This window comes from Hyalangium gracile, assembly GCF_020103725.1.
Classification (GTDB): domain Bacteria; phylum Myxococcota; class Myxococcia; order Myxococcales; family Myxococcaceae; genus Hyalangium; species Hyalangium gracile.
On the sequence record NZ_JAHXBG010000019.1, the window covers coordinates 1 to 16,507 of the forward strand.

A 16,507-nucleotide genomic window follows, 5' to 3' on the forward strand; every position below is an offset into this window, starting at 1 on the left:
AGTCGATCCCCTTGTTACCTACCTCCTACGTTACCCTACAGCTTATTTCGACAGGCTCACAAGCAGACCAGTTCGGCGGGAATGAACCGGGAGGGTGGGCTGGCCGGTCCTGCGGGGCTCATCCAACCAGGGCAGAAGCCCTCAACCCATTCCATCCTCGGGCTCTGGCATGCGGAGCAGCCGTTCCCGGATGTCCTTTCGCAGCCATACGTTCCGCAGCGCGCCGTGCATGGGGCGCTCGCGTCGGTCGTCCTGGCGGCGAGCCGGTGGCAGCGCGGGCCGCGTCCGGCGTGCGCGGAGGTACTCCGCCCGGGAGACCTGTTCGTCATCGATGAAGTACCGCGGGTATCCCTTCTCCAGCCTGGGCCCGTTCCACCGTCTGAAGACACCGGCACGCTTCCCGAGAAGGAAGTGATTCTCCTCGTAGGGAAGCAGCGGGTGACCCCATCGCTCGACACCGTGCAACAGGTTGTCCCGATGCTCGCGGAGCTCGGTAATCCCCCCGCAGCTGACCCACAGGTCGACTCCCGTGCCGCGCACGAAGCGCGTCCGGAGAAGCTCGCGCCCGGACTCATCGAACTGCCGGGCCAGGCCGTGCATCCGTCCACGCACCCAGGGCACCTGCCACGCCACCGTCCCGTCGTCGTGGCGAGACACCTCGAGGCCGTGCGCTCGCCCCTTGTCGTCGAAGTACCGCTCCGAGAGCACGTTGCCCTCGGGAGACCAGGCGATGTGCGCCGAGCCCTCGTCATGGATGAGCTGGCCCCAGACGGAGGCGGCATTCCTCCCGAACTCCTCGTAGCGAGCCGTTCGAGGAACGCCCTCCGGCCAGACCAGCTCCTTGCCAGGCGCGAGCGCGCGCCGCTTCACTTCAGCGCGACCCGGGCGTTGCGGAACAGCCGCATCCACGGGCCGTCCTCACCCCACTCGCTCGGACGCCACGAGTGCTGCACGGTCCGGTGCACCCGCTCCGGGTGAGGCATCATCACCGTGAAGCGCCCGTCCTTCGTCGTCAGGCCGCAGATGCCGAAGGGCGAGCCGTTCGGGTTGGCCGGGTAGCTCTCCGTCACCTGGCCGTGGTTGTTCACGAAGCGAGCCGTGACCAGCCCCAGGCCGTTCACCCGCTCCGCCTCCTCCTGGCTCGGGAACTCCGCGCGCCCCTCGCCGTGCGAGACGGCGATCAGCATCCGGCTGCCCGCCATGCCCTGGAAGAAGATCGACGGGCTCTCCGCCACCTCCACCATGGACAGCCGGGCCTCGAACTGCTCCGAGGCGTTGCGCAGGAAGCGCGGGAAGTGCTCCGCGCCCGGGATGATGTCCTTGAGCTGCGCCATCATCTGGCAGCCATTGCAGATGCCGAGGCCGAAGGTGTCCGGGCGCGCGAAGAAGGCCGCGAACTCATCCCTCGCCCGCGTGTTGAAGAGGATGGACTTCGCCCAGCCTCCGCCCGCGCCCAGTACGTCTCCGTACGAGAAGCCACCGCAGGCCACCAGGCCCGCGAAGTCCTTCAGCGACACGCGCCCGGAGAGCAGATCGCTCATGTGCACGTCCACCGCCGTGAAGCCCGCCCTGGAGAACGCCGCCGCCGCCTCCAGCTGGCTGTTCACGCCCTGCTCGCGCAGCACCACCACCCGAGGCTTCGCGCCCCGGGCGATGAAGGGCGCCGCCACGTCCTCCTTCGGGTCGAAGGTGAGCCGCGGAGACAGGCCCGGGTCTCCCGCGTCGCACTTCGCGGCGTACTCCTGCTCCGCGCAGGTCGGGTTGTCCCGCAGCTTCTGCATCTCGTAGCTGACGCGAGACCAGTACTGGCGCAGCGCCATCGTGGGCACCTCGAGCAGCGTCTGCTCCCCGTGGCGCAGGCGCACCTCCAGCTCCGTCCGAGGCCGCCCCAGCTCGTGAGCCGCCGAGCCCAGCCCGTGCCGCGCCAGCACCTCGCGCACGCGCCCCAGGTCCGCCGCGCGCACCTGCAGCACCGCCCCCAGCTCCTCGTTGAAGAGGGCCGCCAGGGCGTCCTTCCCCAGTCCGCCCAGGTCCAAGTCCAGGCCACAGTGGCCAGCGAAGGCCATCTCGCACAGCGTCGCCAGCAGGCCGCCGTCCGAGCGGTCGTGGTACGCCAGCACCACGCCCGCCGCGTTCAGCTCCTGCATCGCCGCGAAGAAGCCCCGCAGCACCGCCGGGTCCTCCACGTCCGGGCACTCCGGCCCCACCTGCTCGTAGACCTGCGCCAGCACCGAGCCACCCAGACGCTGCCGGCCCTTCGCCAGGTCCACGAACAGCAGCCGCGTGTCCCCGGACAGCTCGCGGAGCTGCGGCGTCAGCGACTGGCGCACGTCGAGCACCGGCGCGAACGCCGAGACGATGAGCGACAGCGGCGCCGTCACCGCCTTGCGTCCGCCCTGCTCCTCCCACACCGTGCGCATGGACATGGAGTCCTTGCCCACCGGGATGGTGAGCCCCAGCGCCGGGCACAGCTCCATGCCCACCGCGTGCACCGCCGCGTAGAGGTTGGCGTCCTCGCCCGGGCTGCCCGCTGCCGCCATCCAGTTGGCCGACAGCTTCACGTCCGACAGCTTGCCGATCCGCGCCGCCGCGATGTTCGTCACCGCCTCGCCCACCGCCATCCGCGCCGAGGCCGCCGCGTCGATGAGCGCCAGCGGCGTGCGCTCGCCCATGGCCATGGCCTCGCCCGTGTCGCTGGTGATGGTCGTCAGCGTCACCGAGCAGTCCGCCACCGGCACCTGCCACGGGCCCACCATCTGGTCCCGGCTCGTCTGCCCAGACACCGTCCGGTCCCCGATGGTGATGAGGAAGGACTTGTCCGCCACCGTCGGGTGCCCCAGCACCCGAGCCACCATGTCTCCCAGCTCCGCCCCGTCCAGCTTCAGCGGGCCGTGCGTGAGCGGGCGGGACTTCACGTCCCGGTGCATGCGCGGCGGCTTGCCGAACAGCACGTCCATCGGCAGATCGATGGGCGCGTTGCCCAGGCTCTTGTCCCCCAGCTTCAGTACCTGCTCGGCGGTGGCCTCGCCCAGCACCGCGTAGGGCGCGCGCTCCCGCTGGCACAGCGCCCCGAAGCGCTCCAGGTCCTCCGGTGCCACCGCGAGCACGTAGCGCTCCTGCGCCTCGTTGCACCAGATTTCCACCGGGGACATGCCCGGCTCGGCGTTGGGGATGGCTCGCAGCTCGAAGGAGCCGCCCAGCCCGTTGTCGTGCACCAGCTCCGGCACCGCGTTGGAGAGACCGCCCGCGCCCACGTCATGGATCGACCGGATGGGGTTGCGCTCGCCCATGGCCCAGCAGCGGTCGATGACCTCCTGACAGCGCCGCTGCATCTCCGCGTTGTCCCGCTGCACCGAGGCGAAGTCCAGGTCCGCCGCGCTCGAGCCCTGCGCCAGCGAGGAGGCCGCGCCTCCGCCCAGCCCGATGAGCATCGCCGGCCCGCCCAGCACGATGATCTTGTCCCCCGGTTGCAGCTTGCCCTTCTGCACGTGCGCGGCGCGGACGTTGCCCAGGCCACCAGCGATCATGATGGGCTTGTGGTAGCCGCGCACCTCCACCCCGTCGGGCGTGGACACCTGCGCCTCGAAGCTGCGGAAGTAACCGCACAGGTTGGGTCGACCGAACTCGTTGTTGTACGCCGCCCCGCCGATGGGGGCCTCCAGCATGATGTCCAGCGCGGAGACGATGCGCTCGGGCTTGCCGTACACCCGCTCCCAGGGCCGCTCGTAGCCGGGGATGCGCAGGTGGGAGACGGAGAAGCCCGTGAGCCCCGCCTTCGGCTTCGCGCCCCGTCCGGTGGCGCCCTCGTCGCGAATCTCGCCGCCCGCGCCCGTCGCCGCGCCCGGGTACGGAGAGATGGCCGTCGGGTGGTTGTGCGTCTCCACCTTCATCAAGATGTGCGTGGGCTCGCGGGTGGAGCGCCACTCGCCGCTCTCCGGGTCCGGGAAGAAGCGCTCGGCCTCGAAGCCCTGGATGACCGCCGCGTTGTCTTTGTACGCCGAGAGCACGCCCTCGCTATGCACCGCGTGGGTGTTCTTGATGGCCTGGAACAGCGAGCGCTCACGCTGCGCGCCGTCCACCGTCCAGCTGGCGTTGAAGATCTTGTGCCGGCAGTGCTCGCTGTTGGCCTGCGCGAACATCATCAGCTCGACGTCCGTGGGGTTGCGCTCGAGCTCACCGAAGCGCGCGACCAGGTAGTCGATCTCGTCCTCGGCCAGCGCCAGCCCCAGCTCGCGGTTGGCCGCCGCCAGCGCCGCCTTGCCTCCGCCCAGCACGTCCACCGTGGAGAGCGGCCGGGGCGGGTGCTCGGCGAAGAGGACCTGCGCCTCGTCCATGCGCCCCACCACCACCTGCGTCATCCGGTCGTGCAGCACCGGCGCCACCAGGTCCAGGTGCTCGGGGAGGAGCTTGCCGCCGTCCTTGTTCCCGACGAAGTAGACGACGCCGCGCTCCATCCGCTTGATGCGGGTGAGGCCGCAGTTGTGCGCGATGTCCGTCGCCTTGGTGGACCAGGGAGACTGGGTGCCGGGGCGGGGCATGACCACGAGCCGGCTGCCCACCCACGCGCCCTCGGTCATCCGAGGGCCGTAGTCGAGCAGCTGGAAGAGGATCGCCTTCTCGCTGTCCGAGAGAGGCTCCCAGGGCTCGATGAAGTGCATGAACTCCCCGTACAGGGAGCCGACCTCGGGCACCCGCTCGCGGCAGAGCGCGAGCAGCTTGTCGTGGCGGAACTGCGAGAGAGCGGGGCCACCCCGCACCGTGAGCATGCTGGTCATGGAAAAGGCCTGAGAAATCCGAAGAACAGCCGAGTCGTGCTTATCACTGAGCCTACCCGGTCGGTCCTGAAGATTTTCAGCCAAGTCGCCTGCCTCACGAACGGCCGGGCTGGCCCTCCGCCAGGACCTGCCAGGTCGTCACTCTCCGAGGCAGCGAAATCAGGCGGCGCGGTCCTCCTTCTTGGCCTCCCTGGCCTCCACGACAGGCGTCACGGGCGCCACGTCCGGCCTGGGCTCCGCCTTCCTGCGGAAGAAGCCCACCCGCTCCATGCCCGCGAACACCACCGGCACCACCAGCAGCGTGAGGAACGTGGAGGTGATGACGCCGCCAATCACCGAGATGGCCATCGGCGCGCGGAACTCCGCGCCCAGCCCCTGCCCCACCGCCGTGGGCACCATGCCGATCGCCATCGCCGCGCTCGTCATGAGGATGGGCCGCAGCCGGCGCGGGCCTGCCTTCAGCAGCGCCTCGTCCACGCTGTCTCCCGCCCGCAGGTGCTGCAGCGCGCCGTCCACCAGCAGGATGGCGTTCTTCGTCACCAGGCCCATCAGCAGGATGACGCCAATCATCGCGCCCAGCGACAGGTGGTGGCCCGTCACCACCAGGCCCAGCAGCGCGCCCACCAGCGCCAGCGGCAGCGACACCATGATGGTGAACGGGTGCTTGAGCGACTCGAACTGGCTGGCCAGCACCATGTAGATGAAGACGAACGCCAGCAGGAACGCCGAGCCGAACGCCGCGTTCTGCTCGTCCAGGTTCTTCATCTCACCGTCGTAGATGATCGAGTACCCCGCCTGCGGCGGCGTCTCCGCCACCTTCGCCTTCAGCTGCCGCGCGATGTCTCCCAGCGCCGCGCCCTTGCCCAGCTGCGCGTAGACGGCGATCTGCCGCTCTCGGTTCTCGTGCTCGATGACGCTCGGGCCGTCCTTCAGGTCCACCTCCGCCACGTCCGTCACCGGCCGCAGCCCGCGCGGCGTGAACACCTCCAGCTGCCGCACCTTCTCCGGCGTGGCTCGATCCTTCTCCGCCAGCCGCACGCGGATGTCCGTCTCGTCCGTGCCCTCACGCAGCTTCGCCGCCACGTCGCCGCCAATCGCCAGCCGCAGCTGCATCGCCAGCGTCGCCGCGCTCAGGTCCACGTCCGTCGAGCGCGCCCGGTCGATCTGGATCTGCAGCTCGGGCTTGGGTGGGTTGGACTCCACCCGGATGTCCGCCGTGCCGGGGATGCTCCGCAGGATGCCCGCCACCCGCTCCGCCTCCGCGTTGACGCGCGACAGCTCCGGCCCGGTGACGCGCACCATGATGGGGTACCAGTCGCCCAGGCCCTCGATGGTCGGCGGATCGCTCAGGTTCACCTGCGTGGCCACGAGCGCCGGGTTCAGCAGCGCGCGCGCCTCCTCCTTGATGACCTGGATGCCCCGCTGGCGCTCCGTCTTCGGCTTCGTCAGCACGCGCAGGCGCGCCTTGTTCACGTCGCCGTTGAGCCCCACGATGCTGTAGATGTCCACCACCTCGGGGATGCCCTTCACCAGCGTCTCGGCCTGGGCGGTGCGCGCCTCCGTCTCCGCCAGGCTCGCCGAGTCCGGCAGCTGCAGGTCCACCATGAACTGCGAGCGGTCCTCCTTCGGGATGAACTCCGCTCCCAGCCGGCTGGCGGCGGCGAACGAGCCCACCATCACCAGCAGCGTGATGCCCACCGTCGCCCACTTGTGAGCCAGCACCCAGCGCAGGATGTGCTCATAGACGCGCTCGGTGCCGTCCAGCACGCCGCGCAGGGCCCGGGCCACCGCGCCCTCCTGATGCACCTCGCCCGGCTTGCGCGCCTTGGCCAGCCGCGCCGACAGCATCGGGTCCAGCGTGAAGGAGATGAACAGCGAGACGAGCACCGCCACCGAGATGGTGACGCCGAACTGCCGGAAGAACTGCCCCACGATGCCCGGCATGAACGCCACCGGGATGAACACCGCCACCAGCGAGAGCGTCGTCGCCAGCACCGCCAGGCCCACGTCCTTGGTGCCGTTGGCCGCCGCGGACATCGGGTCCTCGCCCTTCTCCAGCCGGTGGGTGATGGCCTCGCGCACCACCACCGCGTCGTCGATGAGCAGACCGATGGCCAGCGACAGCGCCAGCAGCGTCATCTGGTTCAGCGTGTAGCCCAGCAGGTACATCACGAAGAAGGTGCCCACCACCGACGTGGGCAGCGCCAGCGACGAGATGAACGTGCCGCGCGCGTCCAGCAGGAACATTAGGATGATGAGCACCGCCATCGCGCCACCGAAGATGAGGGCGATCCACACCTCCTTCGCGTTCTCGCGGATGAGCTCCGACTGGTCGATGAGCAGCGTCGCCTTGAAGCCGTTGCCCAGCGTGAGCCCCAGCTGCTCCAGCCGCTTCTTCACCAGGTCGCTCACCTTCACCGTGTTGGAGCCCGGCTGCTTCACCACCTCCAGGATGACCGCGTCGTTGCTGTTCAGCCGCGCCGTGGTGCGGCGCTCCGTCACCCCGTCCGTCACCGTGGCGATCTCGTCCAGCCGCACCTGCGCGCCCGTGCGGCTCTTCGCCACCGGCATGGCCCGCAGCTCCTCCACGCTCCGGAACTGCCCCAGCGCGCGCACCGTCAGCTCGTTGGGCCCCAGCTGCAGCCGGCCCGCCGGCAGGTTCAGGTTCTCCATCCCGATGCGCTGGGCGATCTCCACCGGCGCCACTCCCACCGCCCGCGCCTTGTCCAGGTCGATGTCCACCTGGACTTCCCGCACGTCACCGCCCGTGACGCGCACCTCGGCGGCGCCCTCCAGCTGCGCCAGCGCCGGCTTGATGCGGTCGTCGATGAGCTTGCGCAGCGCCTGCGAGGACAGCTCCGCGGACACCGCGTAGGTGAGGATGGGCGAGGCCGAGAGGTCCACGCGGCTGACCACCGGCGCGTCCGCGTCGTCGGGCAGCTTGTTGGCCACGTTGGCCACCTTGTCGCGCACCTCCTGCACCGCGGCGTCCAGCTCCGTGGACAGGGTGAACTGCACCGTCACCGTGCCCAGGTTCTCCCGACTCCACGAGTGGATCTTCTCCACGCCGCTGATGCCGGCCACCGCGTCCTCGATGGGCTTGATGACCTGGGTTTCAATCTCCCCAGGCCCCGCCCCCCGGTACACGGTGTTGACGATGACGAAGGGGAAGGAGACGTCCGGGTACAGGTCCGTGCCCAGGCGGTTGAGCCCCATCGCCCCCATGACGATGAGGCACACGGACATCATGGCCGTGAACACGGGCCGGCGGATGGAGACGTCACTCAGGAGCATGAGAGGCTCGCGGAGGCTGCGAGGGAGAAGAGAGAGGCGGCCCTACTTCACGGAGACCCGGGTCCCGTCCTGCAGGCCCGTGCCGGGGTAGTCGATGACCTTGTCCAGCGCCGTGGCGGCCTTCACCACCACCTCGCGGGCGCGGCGCTCGATGACCTGCACGTCCACCCGGCGCGCCTCGCCGGTGGGCGACACCACGTAGACGTGGTCCCCGTTCGTCGACGAGAGCGCCGAGGCCGGCAGCACCTGCATGTCCTGCTGCTCGCCCATGGCCAGCACCGCCCGCGCCAGCGTGTGGGCCACGAAGCGGCCGTCCGCGTTGGGCACGGCGATCTCCACCGGGATGCGCCGGGTGGCCGGGTCCGCCGAGGGCAGGATAACGCTCACCGTCGCCGCGTCCGAGGAGGCCCTGCCGCCGATGGCCTCCACGCGCACCTTGCTGCCCGGCTTGAGCCCCTCCCGCGACGCCTGCGCCACCGTCGTCTTGAGGAGGAGCGTGTCCAGCGTCTCCAGCGTGAAGAGCGGCACGCCCGGCGCCACCGTGGCGCCCGTCTGCTGGGGCGCGTCGATGATGGTGCCCGCGAACGGCGCCTTCAGCTCGTGGCGGCGGCGGGCGGCCTTCGCCTGCGCCAGCTGCGCCTGGGCGGCCAGCAGCTGCGCCTTCGCCTGCTGCGCGGTGGTGGCGGCCGTGCGGTTCTGCAGGTCTGACACGCTGCCCTCCGCCTGCAGCTTCTCGTTGCGCTGGGCCACGTCCGCGGCCATGCCAGCACCGGCCTCGGCGGCGGCCACCGCGGCCTCCGCCTGCGCCACCTGCGCGTCGGAAATCTCGACGTTGAGCGCCGCCAGCACCTGCCCCTTCTTCACCACCTGCCCCTTCTTCACCAGCACCGTCTCCAGCCGGCCGCCCACCTCGAAGCCCACCTGGAGCGCCTGCGCCGGGTAGAGCGTGCCCGTCACCTCCTCGCTCGGCGTGGCCTGCGTGGTGCGCGACTCGGTGAGGCGCACCACCGGCACCGGCGCGGTGGAGGCGGCCGGCGTGGCCGAGGCTGCCGCCGCCTTCTCACAGGCGGACAGCGAGAGCGACGCGATCACCACCCCGGTGGCGGCGAGAGCGCGAGCGACGGACGGTGTCCGGGTGGGCTTCATGGTGTCCTCGGTGTCTTGCGAGTGTGCGCCCGGGCCGTGCCCAGGCGCGGAGAAGTACGAGAAGAGACGGCACGCGGAGCGCTCACCGGCGCGGGGACAGGCTCCCGGCGCATCTTGCCCTCGCGGAAGATCTGCTGGAGATCGCGCGCCCAGCCCGCCAGGTCCGGCTTGTCCCGCAGTTGGCTCATCCGCTGCACCAGCAGCGCATACGTGCCGACGATGACGGTGCCGAACAGCGTCGGGTTCACATCCAGGTGGCAGGCGCTCGAGCCCTGCAGCCGGCGGACCTCCCCGGCGACGCGCTCCACCTCGCGGTCCACCATCACCGAGAACAGGGACTCGAAGTCCGTGCCCTGGCTGCCGCGCTGCAACACCTGCATCACGTCGCGGTACTCCCACATCACCTCGAGCGTGCGCAGGTCCAGCTCCACCTCCAGCTCGACGAACGTCGCGTAGCGCTCGGAGCGCTCGGCGAGGTCCCTCGCGTCCGGGTGGCCGTGCTCGGCGAAGAAGCGATGCATGCGCTCCATGCGCTCGCGCGACAGCCCGTCGAGCTGCTGCCGCACCTGCTCCATCACCTCGCCGAACAGCGCCTCCTTGGAGGCGAAGTGCAGGTAGAAGGCGCCCTTGGACAGGCCGCACGCGGCGGTGATGTCCTCGATGCGCGCCCCACGCAGCCCCTTCTTCACGAACTCCGCTCGCGCGGCGGCGATGAGATCGGTTCGGGCGTTTGGATCCGCGGGGCGCGCCATGGCGGGCTGATGACTAACCCGCCGGTCAGAAACCGCCCAGGAATTTCTGAATCACGGGTCAGTGACCCACGGGTCAGCCTTATCGAACAGTGAAGCCGGCCCGCATCCAGCGTGCAACCCCGCGAAAAGAAAAGGGGCGGCCCCTCCGGAGAGGAGCCGCCCACAGGGCGTCACGGTGGACGCGCGGAGACTACGGGTAGAGGGCGGCGGCGCCCGACTTGTCGGAGTTGGTCAGCGACAGGTCGCCGTTGTTGGAGCCGTTGCACTGGGGGTAGTGCATCACGGAGCCGGAGTCATACGGCGTCAGGCCGCGCCACTGGGCGTCCTCGTAGCAGCCGGTGCTGGAGACACGGGTGTGCTCGTGGCGGAAGCCCAGGGTGTGACCCAGCTCGTGGCGCAGCACGCCCGTCAGCGTCCAGGGCGAGATGTTGCCGAACGAGCTGCCCGCGATGAGGACGTTGCGGCTGCGGCGGCTGGAGTTGGGGAAGAAGGCGCGCGCCAGGTACTGGCTGGTGTTCACCGGGTTCACGTCGAACACGACGTTGCCGTTGCGCGAGGTGCAGTTGCTGTCCTGCGAGCTGACGTGGATGAAGTCCACCTTGCCCGCGGCCTCCCAGGCGCCGGCGGCGCTCGCCATGGCGCTGACCACCTTGCTGTAGTTGCTGCCGAAGGTGGTGCTCACGCAGTAGGTGATGTTGAGCGCGGCGCTGCCCTGCCATTTGATGTCCTGACCGCCGCTGTAATAGACGGCCAGCCCGCCCGCGTGGCTGCCCACCTCACCCTTGAGGCTCTGCTCGAAGTACTCGCGCAGCTCGGCCTCGGTGGCCAGCGGGATGTCGTTGTCGACGATGAAGACTCCGTCCTCCCACGGCTCCTGGTAGACGCTGGCCCGGAACTCCTCCCAGCTCAGCTGCTTCTCGGGCTCCTGGGGAGCCGCCTCGGGACCACACGCGGTGCCCAGCAGCGCGGCACCGGCCAGCAGAGCAACGGAACGGAACTTGATCATCAGAGTCTCCTCGCGACCGTGGGGGATGACTGCAAGCGGTCTCGGGGGTGACCCTGGCTGGCCGGAAACGACCACAGAGATAATTTCCGGGCCATTCCGGAAATGTAGGATTCGTCCTATATCCCCAGGAGCGAGAGCGCTGCCTCAGTCCGGCTTCCGGGGGTTCTCCAGGGCCGCGCAGAGGGGACAGGTGGCGGCGAGGTGGGGCGTGTCGCGACGGTGTACGTCCAGCAGGGCGCGAGAGACTTCGGCCAGCTCGCGGCGCACCTCGCGGCGGGCGCCCTTCACCCGGGCGATGCGCATGTCGTCGTAGCGGGTCGTCTGGTGGCGCAGCCAGGCGATGACGGCGGCCTCGGCGCGGCGCTCCAGGGGGATGCGCTCGGTGCGGGCCACGGTGCCGCTGCCCACGGGGGCCGACTGGCTCGTCACCACCACGGCCAGCCGCTTCGCCTGGGCGGTGAAGGCGGGCGCGAAGGAGAGGAAGCGCAGCACGGCGTTGGCGAAGTCCACCTCGTACTCGGCCTGCTCGCGCTCGCGGCGGGCCTGGTCCGAGGCGCGGCGCCTGGCGTAGGCGGGGGTGGCGCGCTCGGCCTCGAGCTCGGCGCGGGCGGCGGTGATGTGGGCCTCGGGGGCCCAGACGCCCCGGGAGAACGTCTTGCGGCCCTTCTTCTCCACTACCGTCCAGGTGGGGCCGGCGGCCTTCACGCGGCGGGTGAGCCCGGCATCGCCAGGGGGCAGCAGCGTCCAGCCGGGGGGCGGGGTGAGGAGGGTGCCATCCGGCGCGCGCACGCGGCGCGGATCCGAGGTGGGGGCGACAGTCAGGGAGTCAGGCATGGGACAGGAGCGCGGCTCCATAGCGCACCTGAAGTCAGTCGGGGAAGCACGGGGGCGTGTGGACCTGATAAATGGCCGCCACGCACCCGCCCGCGTACCCTCTGGCTGTTCGAGGGCCCGGGCGCAGGAAGCGGGAGGTCCTCTTCTTCGTGGGAAGCGCCGGCATGTCCCTCCTCAGGCTCACCTTCCTCGGCACCTCGGCCGCACAGCCCACCCTGCACCGCAACCTGTCCGGACTGGCGGTGAAGGTGGACACGGACCTGCTCCTCTTCGACTGCGGCGAGGGCAGCCAGCGGCAGATGGTGCGCTTCGGCACCGGCTTCACGGTGGACGCGGTGTTCTTCACGCACTTCCACGCGGACCACTACCTGGGAATCATCGGCTTCCTGCGCACGCTGGGGATGATGGGGCGCGAGCAGCCCATGCACATGTACGGCCCGCCCACCGCCAGGCGCGTGCTGCACCAGGCGGTGCACCTGGGCGTGGAGGCGCTGGCCTTCCCGGTGGAGCTGCACGAGCTGAAGGACGGCGACAGCGTGCGGCGCAATGGCTACACGGTGCACGCGGTGGGCGTGGACCACCGCATCAACGCGCTGGGCTACGTGCTGGCGGAGGATGACCGGCCGGGGCGCTTCAACGTGGAGAAGGCGAAGGCGCTGGGCGTTCCGTCGGGCCCGGACTTCGGCCGGCTGCAGCGGGGCGAGGCGGTGACGCTGGCCGACGGCACCACGGTGCGGCCCGAGGACGTGCTGGGCGCCGCGCGCGGCGGGCGGCGCCTGGTCATCTCCGGAGACACGCGGCCGTGCGCCTCGCTCACTCGGGCGGCGAAGGACGCGGACCTGCTCATCCACGAGTCCACCTTCAGCGATGACGAGCAGGCGCGGGCCGTGGAGACGCGGCACTCGACGGCGCGCGAGGCGGCGCGGGTGGCGCGCGAGGCGGGCGCCCGGCGCCTCATCCTCACGCACCTGTCCAGCCGGCACGACACCGACCCCTCGAAGCTGCTCGCGCAGGCGCGCGAGGAGTACAAGGGGCCGGTGGAGGTGGCCCATGACGGGCTCACCTTGGAGCTGCCGCTGCGCGACTGAGCGCGGCTACTGCACGTTCTTGGCGGCCTCGGCCTCCAGGGCCTTGGCGGCCTCGGGGTCCGCCTTCTGGAGGAGCTTCCACTCCATGGCGTAGTCGCGGGTGGTGGCGTTGGAGCCGGACATCTGCGCGCCCTCGCCGGTGTTGGTGTCGTGGGCGCCCTGGGACTCGACACGCGCCTGCTTGATGAACTCCACCGAGCACTGGCCGGGGCCCTTCTCGACGCCGCGCACCAGGTAGCGCGCGTAGGAGGTGCCCAGCGAGGAGGGCGCGCCCTGCATCTGGAAGTCCGTGGCCATCTCGAAGCCGCCCTTGGCCTCCATGACGGAGTAGCCCTCCTCGGTGAGGACCTCCTTGGCCTTGGGCCACACCTCGGCCAGCGGCTGGCGGTAGACGTGGGTGCCCGCCTTGTCGTGGAGGTACGTCTCCCGGCGGTTGGCGGCGCAGCCGGTGGAGAGGGCGAGAGCAGCCACCAGCAGCAGCGTGGTGGACGCGAGCGGGGACTTGGGCAGCGTCATGGCGTGTGTTGCTCCGGGTTGAGAGGGAAGCCCCCTGTTCAACCATGCGCCCCCTCACCTAGCCAAGAGGCGCGGAGTCCGTGGGCTCCTCGTGACGGGTACGCGGGGCGGTGTGCCCGAGAAATTCCAGCAACAGTGCCGACACCTGCTCCGGTGCTTCCAGGGGAGCGAAGTGGCCCACGCCCGACAGGTAGCGCACGTAGGGAGGCTGCTCGAACCAGGGCTCCAAGTCATAGGTGAGCTCGCGCCGCAGGGCGACGTCCTCCTCGGCCCAGATGAGCAGGAAGGGGGCGCGGATGCGCGGGTAGCCCCGCATCTTGCGCATCCCCCAGGGCGTCACCGAGCGTCGGATTGCCTGGCGGTAGTAGTCGATTGCCGCGCGCGCGGCCTCGGGCCTGGAGAAGTTCTCGGCGTAGGGCCTCAGACGCTCGTCGGAGACACGCGACGGGTTGACGAGGGCGCGGCGGATGAGGCGCGGGACGTTGGCCCCGCCCTGCCGGGAGAGCGCGCGCTCCGGCAGCCAGGGGAGCTGGAAGAAGAACATGTACCAGGAGCGCGCGAGCTGGGCCGGGTTCCAGATGCGCCGGGCCATCACCGCCGGGTGGGGAGCGTTGACGACGACCAGCCGATCCACCACCTCGGGGTGATGGGCGGCCAGGTGGTAGGCGATGGCGCCGCCCCAGTCGTGCCCCACGATGTGGACGGGCCGGCCGGGCTGGAGGTGTCGGGCGAGCTGGTAGATGTCCGCCGCCAGCGTGTCCGTGTCATAGCCGTAGCGGGGCTTGTCCGTGCCGCCGTAGCCGCGCAGGTCCGGCGCCACGGCGCGGAAGCCCGCGGCGCCGAGCACCGGGAGCACCTCGCGCCAGCTCTCGGACAGCTCCGGGAAGCCGTGCAGGAGGAGGACGAGCGGCCCATCGGCGGGCCCGGCCTCGAGGGCCTGCATGCGCAGGGACGGCAGGGGAATGGACAGGGAGGCGAGTGGAACCATGGCCGTGGACGCTAACCCTGGCGGGCCCGGCGGGCAGGGCTGGAATGACGGGACGTCATGCGCCGCACAGGCGAAGTGCTGACGGCTGACGGCCGACACGCTTCGTGTTCATGATGGACGTCAGCCATGTTTCCCATCAGTGACGACAATCCGACGCTGCGCACCCCGGTGATGACGTACCTGCTGCTGGGGATCATCGCCTTCGTGTGGTTCTTCGTGCAGAAGGCGGGGCTGGACAGCGTCGCGATGGCCGCCAGCGTGTGCAACTGGGGCATGGTGCCGGGCGAGCTGACGGGCCGGGCGCAGCTGGGGTTCGCGGTGCCGCTGAGCCGGGACCTGGCGTGCATCATCGACGCCGAGCCCACCAACATCCTCACGCCGCTCACCTCCATGTTCCTGCACGGCGGGTGGGGCCACATCCTGGGCAACTGCCTGTTCTTCTGGGTGTTCGGCAACAACGTCGAGGACAGCATGGGGCGGCTGCGCTTCGTCATCTTCTATCTGCTCTGCGGGCTCATCGCGGCCGGGGCGCACGTGGCCATCGACCCCGCGTCTCCGGTGCCAACGGTGGGCGCGTCGGGGGCCATCTCGGGAGTGCTGGGGGCGTACCTGGTGCTCTACCCGCGCGTGAGGGTGAACCTGCTGGTGCCCATCTTCTTCATCCTGCGCATCTTCCAGGTGCCGGCGTGGCTGGTGCTCATCTACTGGTTCGGCCTGCAGCTGCTCAGCGGTCTGCCTCAGCTCTCGCCGATCCGGCCGGATGCCTCGGGCGGCGTCGCGGTGTGGGCACACATCGGTGGCTTCGTGGCGGGCGTGGTGCTCATCAAGCTGTTCGAGAATCGGAACTACACCGCGCAGCGCACCACGTGGCGACACCGGCTGCACCCGGACCATCCTTGACATGAAGGCAGGCCCCCCAGACGTCCAATGCCTATCACGCTGAACCCTGCCGAGATGAGGAGTGGATGGGTTGGCGATAGAATGGCCTTCCTGCTGTCTCGACAGCCTGGAGGGCCACATGGAATATGTGCTGGAAGGATACGGCTATGCGCGGGCGAGGTCCGTCCGCAGCCTGCTCGCGCGGCGGCGAGACGAGCATGGCCGCCCTGTCGGTCAGGTGGACGACCTCCTCGTGAGCATGTTCGAGCGTGACCATGGGGTCTCCGATGAACAACTCGCCGAGATATTGAAACCTCTCTTGCGGAGAGACCGGCTGCCTTCGTTCCAGCGTCCTCCCGAGCTGATCTCAACCCTTCAATCGCGCGGCGCTCGTGGGCCGGGGAACAGCGTCATGTTGCGCGTCGCTTCCGCCACGAAGGCTGCCTTCGACATCCTCTCGCGAGTGTTGGCGCTGCACATCGTCGTCTGCTCGCTCGAAGAGGACGAGCGAGGTGACGAGCACATGCTCCTGGGCATCCAGGCGCCGGAGCTCAGCGCGCATGTTCTCGTGGACGACCAGGTCTCCGCCGGAGCGCTGGTCGCTCTGCACGTCGGGCGTGACCTGACCCACTGCCGGCTCGAGGTGCTGCCGCGGGTGTATCGCAAGGTCTGCCAGAACGGCACCATCGTCTTCTCGGAGTATTCTCCCGCCCAACAGATCAACCCGATCCTGTTCCTGGACTCCGAGGCGCTGGAGCCTCTCATCCGTGAGCTCGATCGGACGATCCGTGCGTGCTTCGATCCGAAGGGTTTCCAGCTGGCCGTCAAACAGTTCCGCCGGAGCGCGAAGGAGCCCGTTCAAGGCAGCACCCTCCCGGAGTCGCTGCGCGCCAGCCTGGGCCCAACGCTGGAGCAAAGCGTGCGCACACGCTTTGTGCGGGCTGGAGACTTCACACGCTGGGGGCTCCTGAACGCCATCACCGCCGAGGCACGGACAGCCCCGAGCTCCCTCCTGCTGAGGCTGGAGCGGCTCGGCGGCTCACTCTCGGAGCTGTCGCCCGCGGTGGGCGTGCACCCGCTGCTCGAGTCATCCCTGGCGGACCTGATGAGAATGGGCTGGATCAAGGCAGGCACGGGCCATCCCATGAATCCTCCGCTGCGCCGCTCGAAAAAAACCTCCGCGGCCTGAACCTCGTGGCAGCACCGTAGCCAGCACCGCTCGGGTGAGC

General features: G+C 69.9%; 12 protein-coding genes. 3 read left to right on the forward strand and 9 right to left on the reverse strand.

Annotated features, from left to right (window positions below):
- Positions 1–141: 141 nt before the first annotated feature.
- The 7 genes from KY572_RS31855 to KY572_RS31885 all read right to left on the reverse strand — a co-directional run bounded on the left by KY572_RS31855 (position 142) and on the right by KY572_RS31885 (position 11,807).
- On the reverse strand, positions 142–870 hold the full coding sequence (locus tag KY572_RS31855; RefSeq protein WP_224247410.1) for a toxin-antitoxin system YwqK family antitoxin: 729 nt from the start codon (positions 868–870) through the stop codon (positions 142–144).
- The gene (gene purL, locus KY572_RS31860) at positions 867–4,775 is read right to left on the reverse strand and encodes a phosphoribosylformylglycinamidine synthase (protein WP_224247411.1); all 3,909 of its coding nucleotides are present in this window, start codon (positions 4,773–4,775) and stop codon (positions 867–869) included. The genes KY572_RS31855 and purL overlap by 4 nt, the downstream gene beginning before the upstream one ends.
- 159 nt (positions 4,776–4,934) lie before the next feature.
- The gene (locus KY572_RS31865) at positions 4,935–8,069 is read right to left on the reverse strand and encodes an efflux RND transporter permease subunit (protein ID WP_224247412.1); all 3,135 of its coding nucleotides are present in this window, start codon (positions 8,067–8,069) and stop codon (positions 4,935–4,937) included.
- A gap of 42 nt (positions 8,070–8,111) precedes the next feature.
- Positions 8,112–9,215, reverse strand: a complete 1,104-nt coding sequence (locus tag KY572_RS31870) for an efflux RND transporter periplasmic adaptor subunit (protein WP_224247413.1) — start codon at positions 9,213–9,215, stop codon at positions 8,112–8,114.
- A complete protein-coding gene (locus KY572_RS31875; protein WP_224247414.1) occupies positions 9,212–9,967 on the reverse strand; it encodes a TetR/AcrR family transcriptional regulator in 756 nt (251 codons plus the stop codon). Before KY572_RS31875 ends, KY572_RS31870 begins: the two co-directional genes overlap by 4 nt.
- Before the next feature lie 190 nt (positions 9,968–10,157).
- On the reverse strand, positions 10,158–10,973 hold the full coding sequence (locus KY572_RS31880; RefSeq protein ID WP_224247415.1) for a M57 family metalloprotease: 816 nt from the start codon (positions 10,971–10,973) through the stop codon (positions 10,158–10,160).
- Positions 10,974–11,117: 144 nt separating this feature from the next.
- On the reverse strand, positions 11,118–11,807 hold the full coding sequence (locus KY572_RS31885) for a DUF2293 domain-containing protein (RefSeq protein ID WP_224247416.1): 690 nt from the start codon (positions 11,805–11,807) through the stop codon (positions 11,118–11,120).
- A 164-nt stretch (positions 11,808–11,971) separates the two neighbouring features.
- On the opposite strand from KY572_RS31885, the gene rnz reads away from it, so the two are divergent.
- Complete coding sequence (gene rnz / locus KY572_RS31890) at positions 11,972–12,895, forward strand: ribonuclease Z (protein ID WP_224247417.1); 924 nt, start codon at positions 11,972–11,974, stop codon at positions 12,893–12,895.
- A gap of 6 nt (positions 12,896–12,901) precedes the next feature.
- Here the strand turns inward: rnz and KY572_RS31895 are convergent, their stop codons facing one another.
- Together KY572_RS31895 and KY572_RS31900 are read right to left on the reverse strand one after the other, a co-directional pair.
- A complete protein-coding gene (locus tag KY572_RS31895) occupies positions 12,902–13,411 on the reverse strand; it encodes a hypothetical protein (RefSeq protein ID WP_224247418.1) in 510 nt (169 codons plus the stop codon).
- A 58-nt stretch (positions 13,412–13,469) separates the two neighbouring features.
- A complete protein-coding gene (locus KY572_RS31900) occupies positions 13,470–14,399 on the reverse strand; it encodes an alpha/beta fold hydrolase (RefSeq protein WP_224247419.1) in 930 nt (309 codons plus the stop codon).
- Positions 14,400–14,525: 126 nt separating this feature from the next.
- Here KY572_RS31900 and KY572_RS31905 point away from each other — a divergent pair, with 126 nt between their 5' ends.
- Both KY572_RS31905 and KY572_RS31910 read left to right on the forward strand, forming a co-directional pair.
- Positions 14,526–15,299: a rhomboid family intramembrane serine protease gene (locus KY572_RS31905; RefSeq protein ID WP_224247420.1), complete on the forward strand. Its 774-nt coding sequence runs from the start codon at positions 14,526–14,528 to the stop codon at positions 15,297–15,299.
- 391 nt (positions 15,300–15,690) lie between these two features.
- Positions 15,691–16,467 (forward strand): hypothetical protein, encoded by a 777-nt coding sequence (locus KY572_RS31910; protein ID WP_224247421.1) that lies wholly within the window; start codon positions 15,691–15,693, stop codon positions 16,465–16,467.
- Positions 16,468–16,507: the final 40 nt, after the last annotated feature.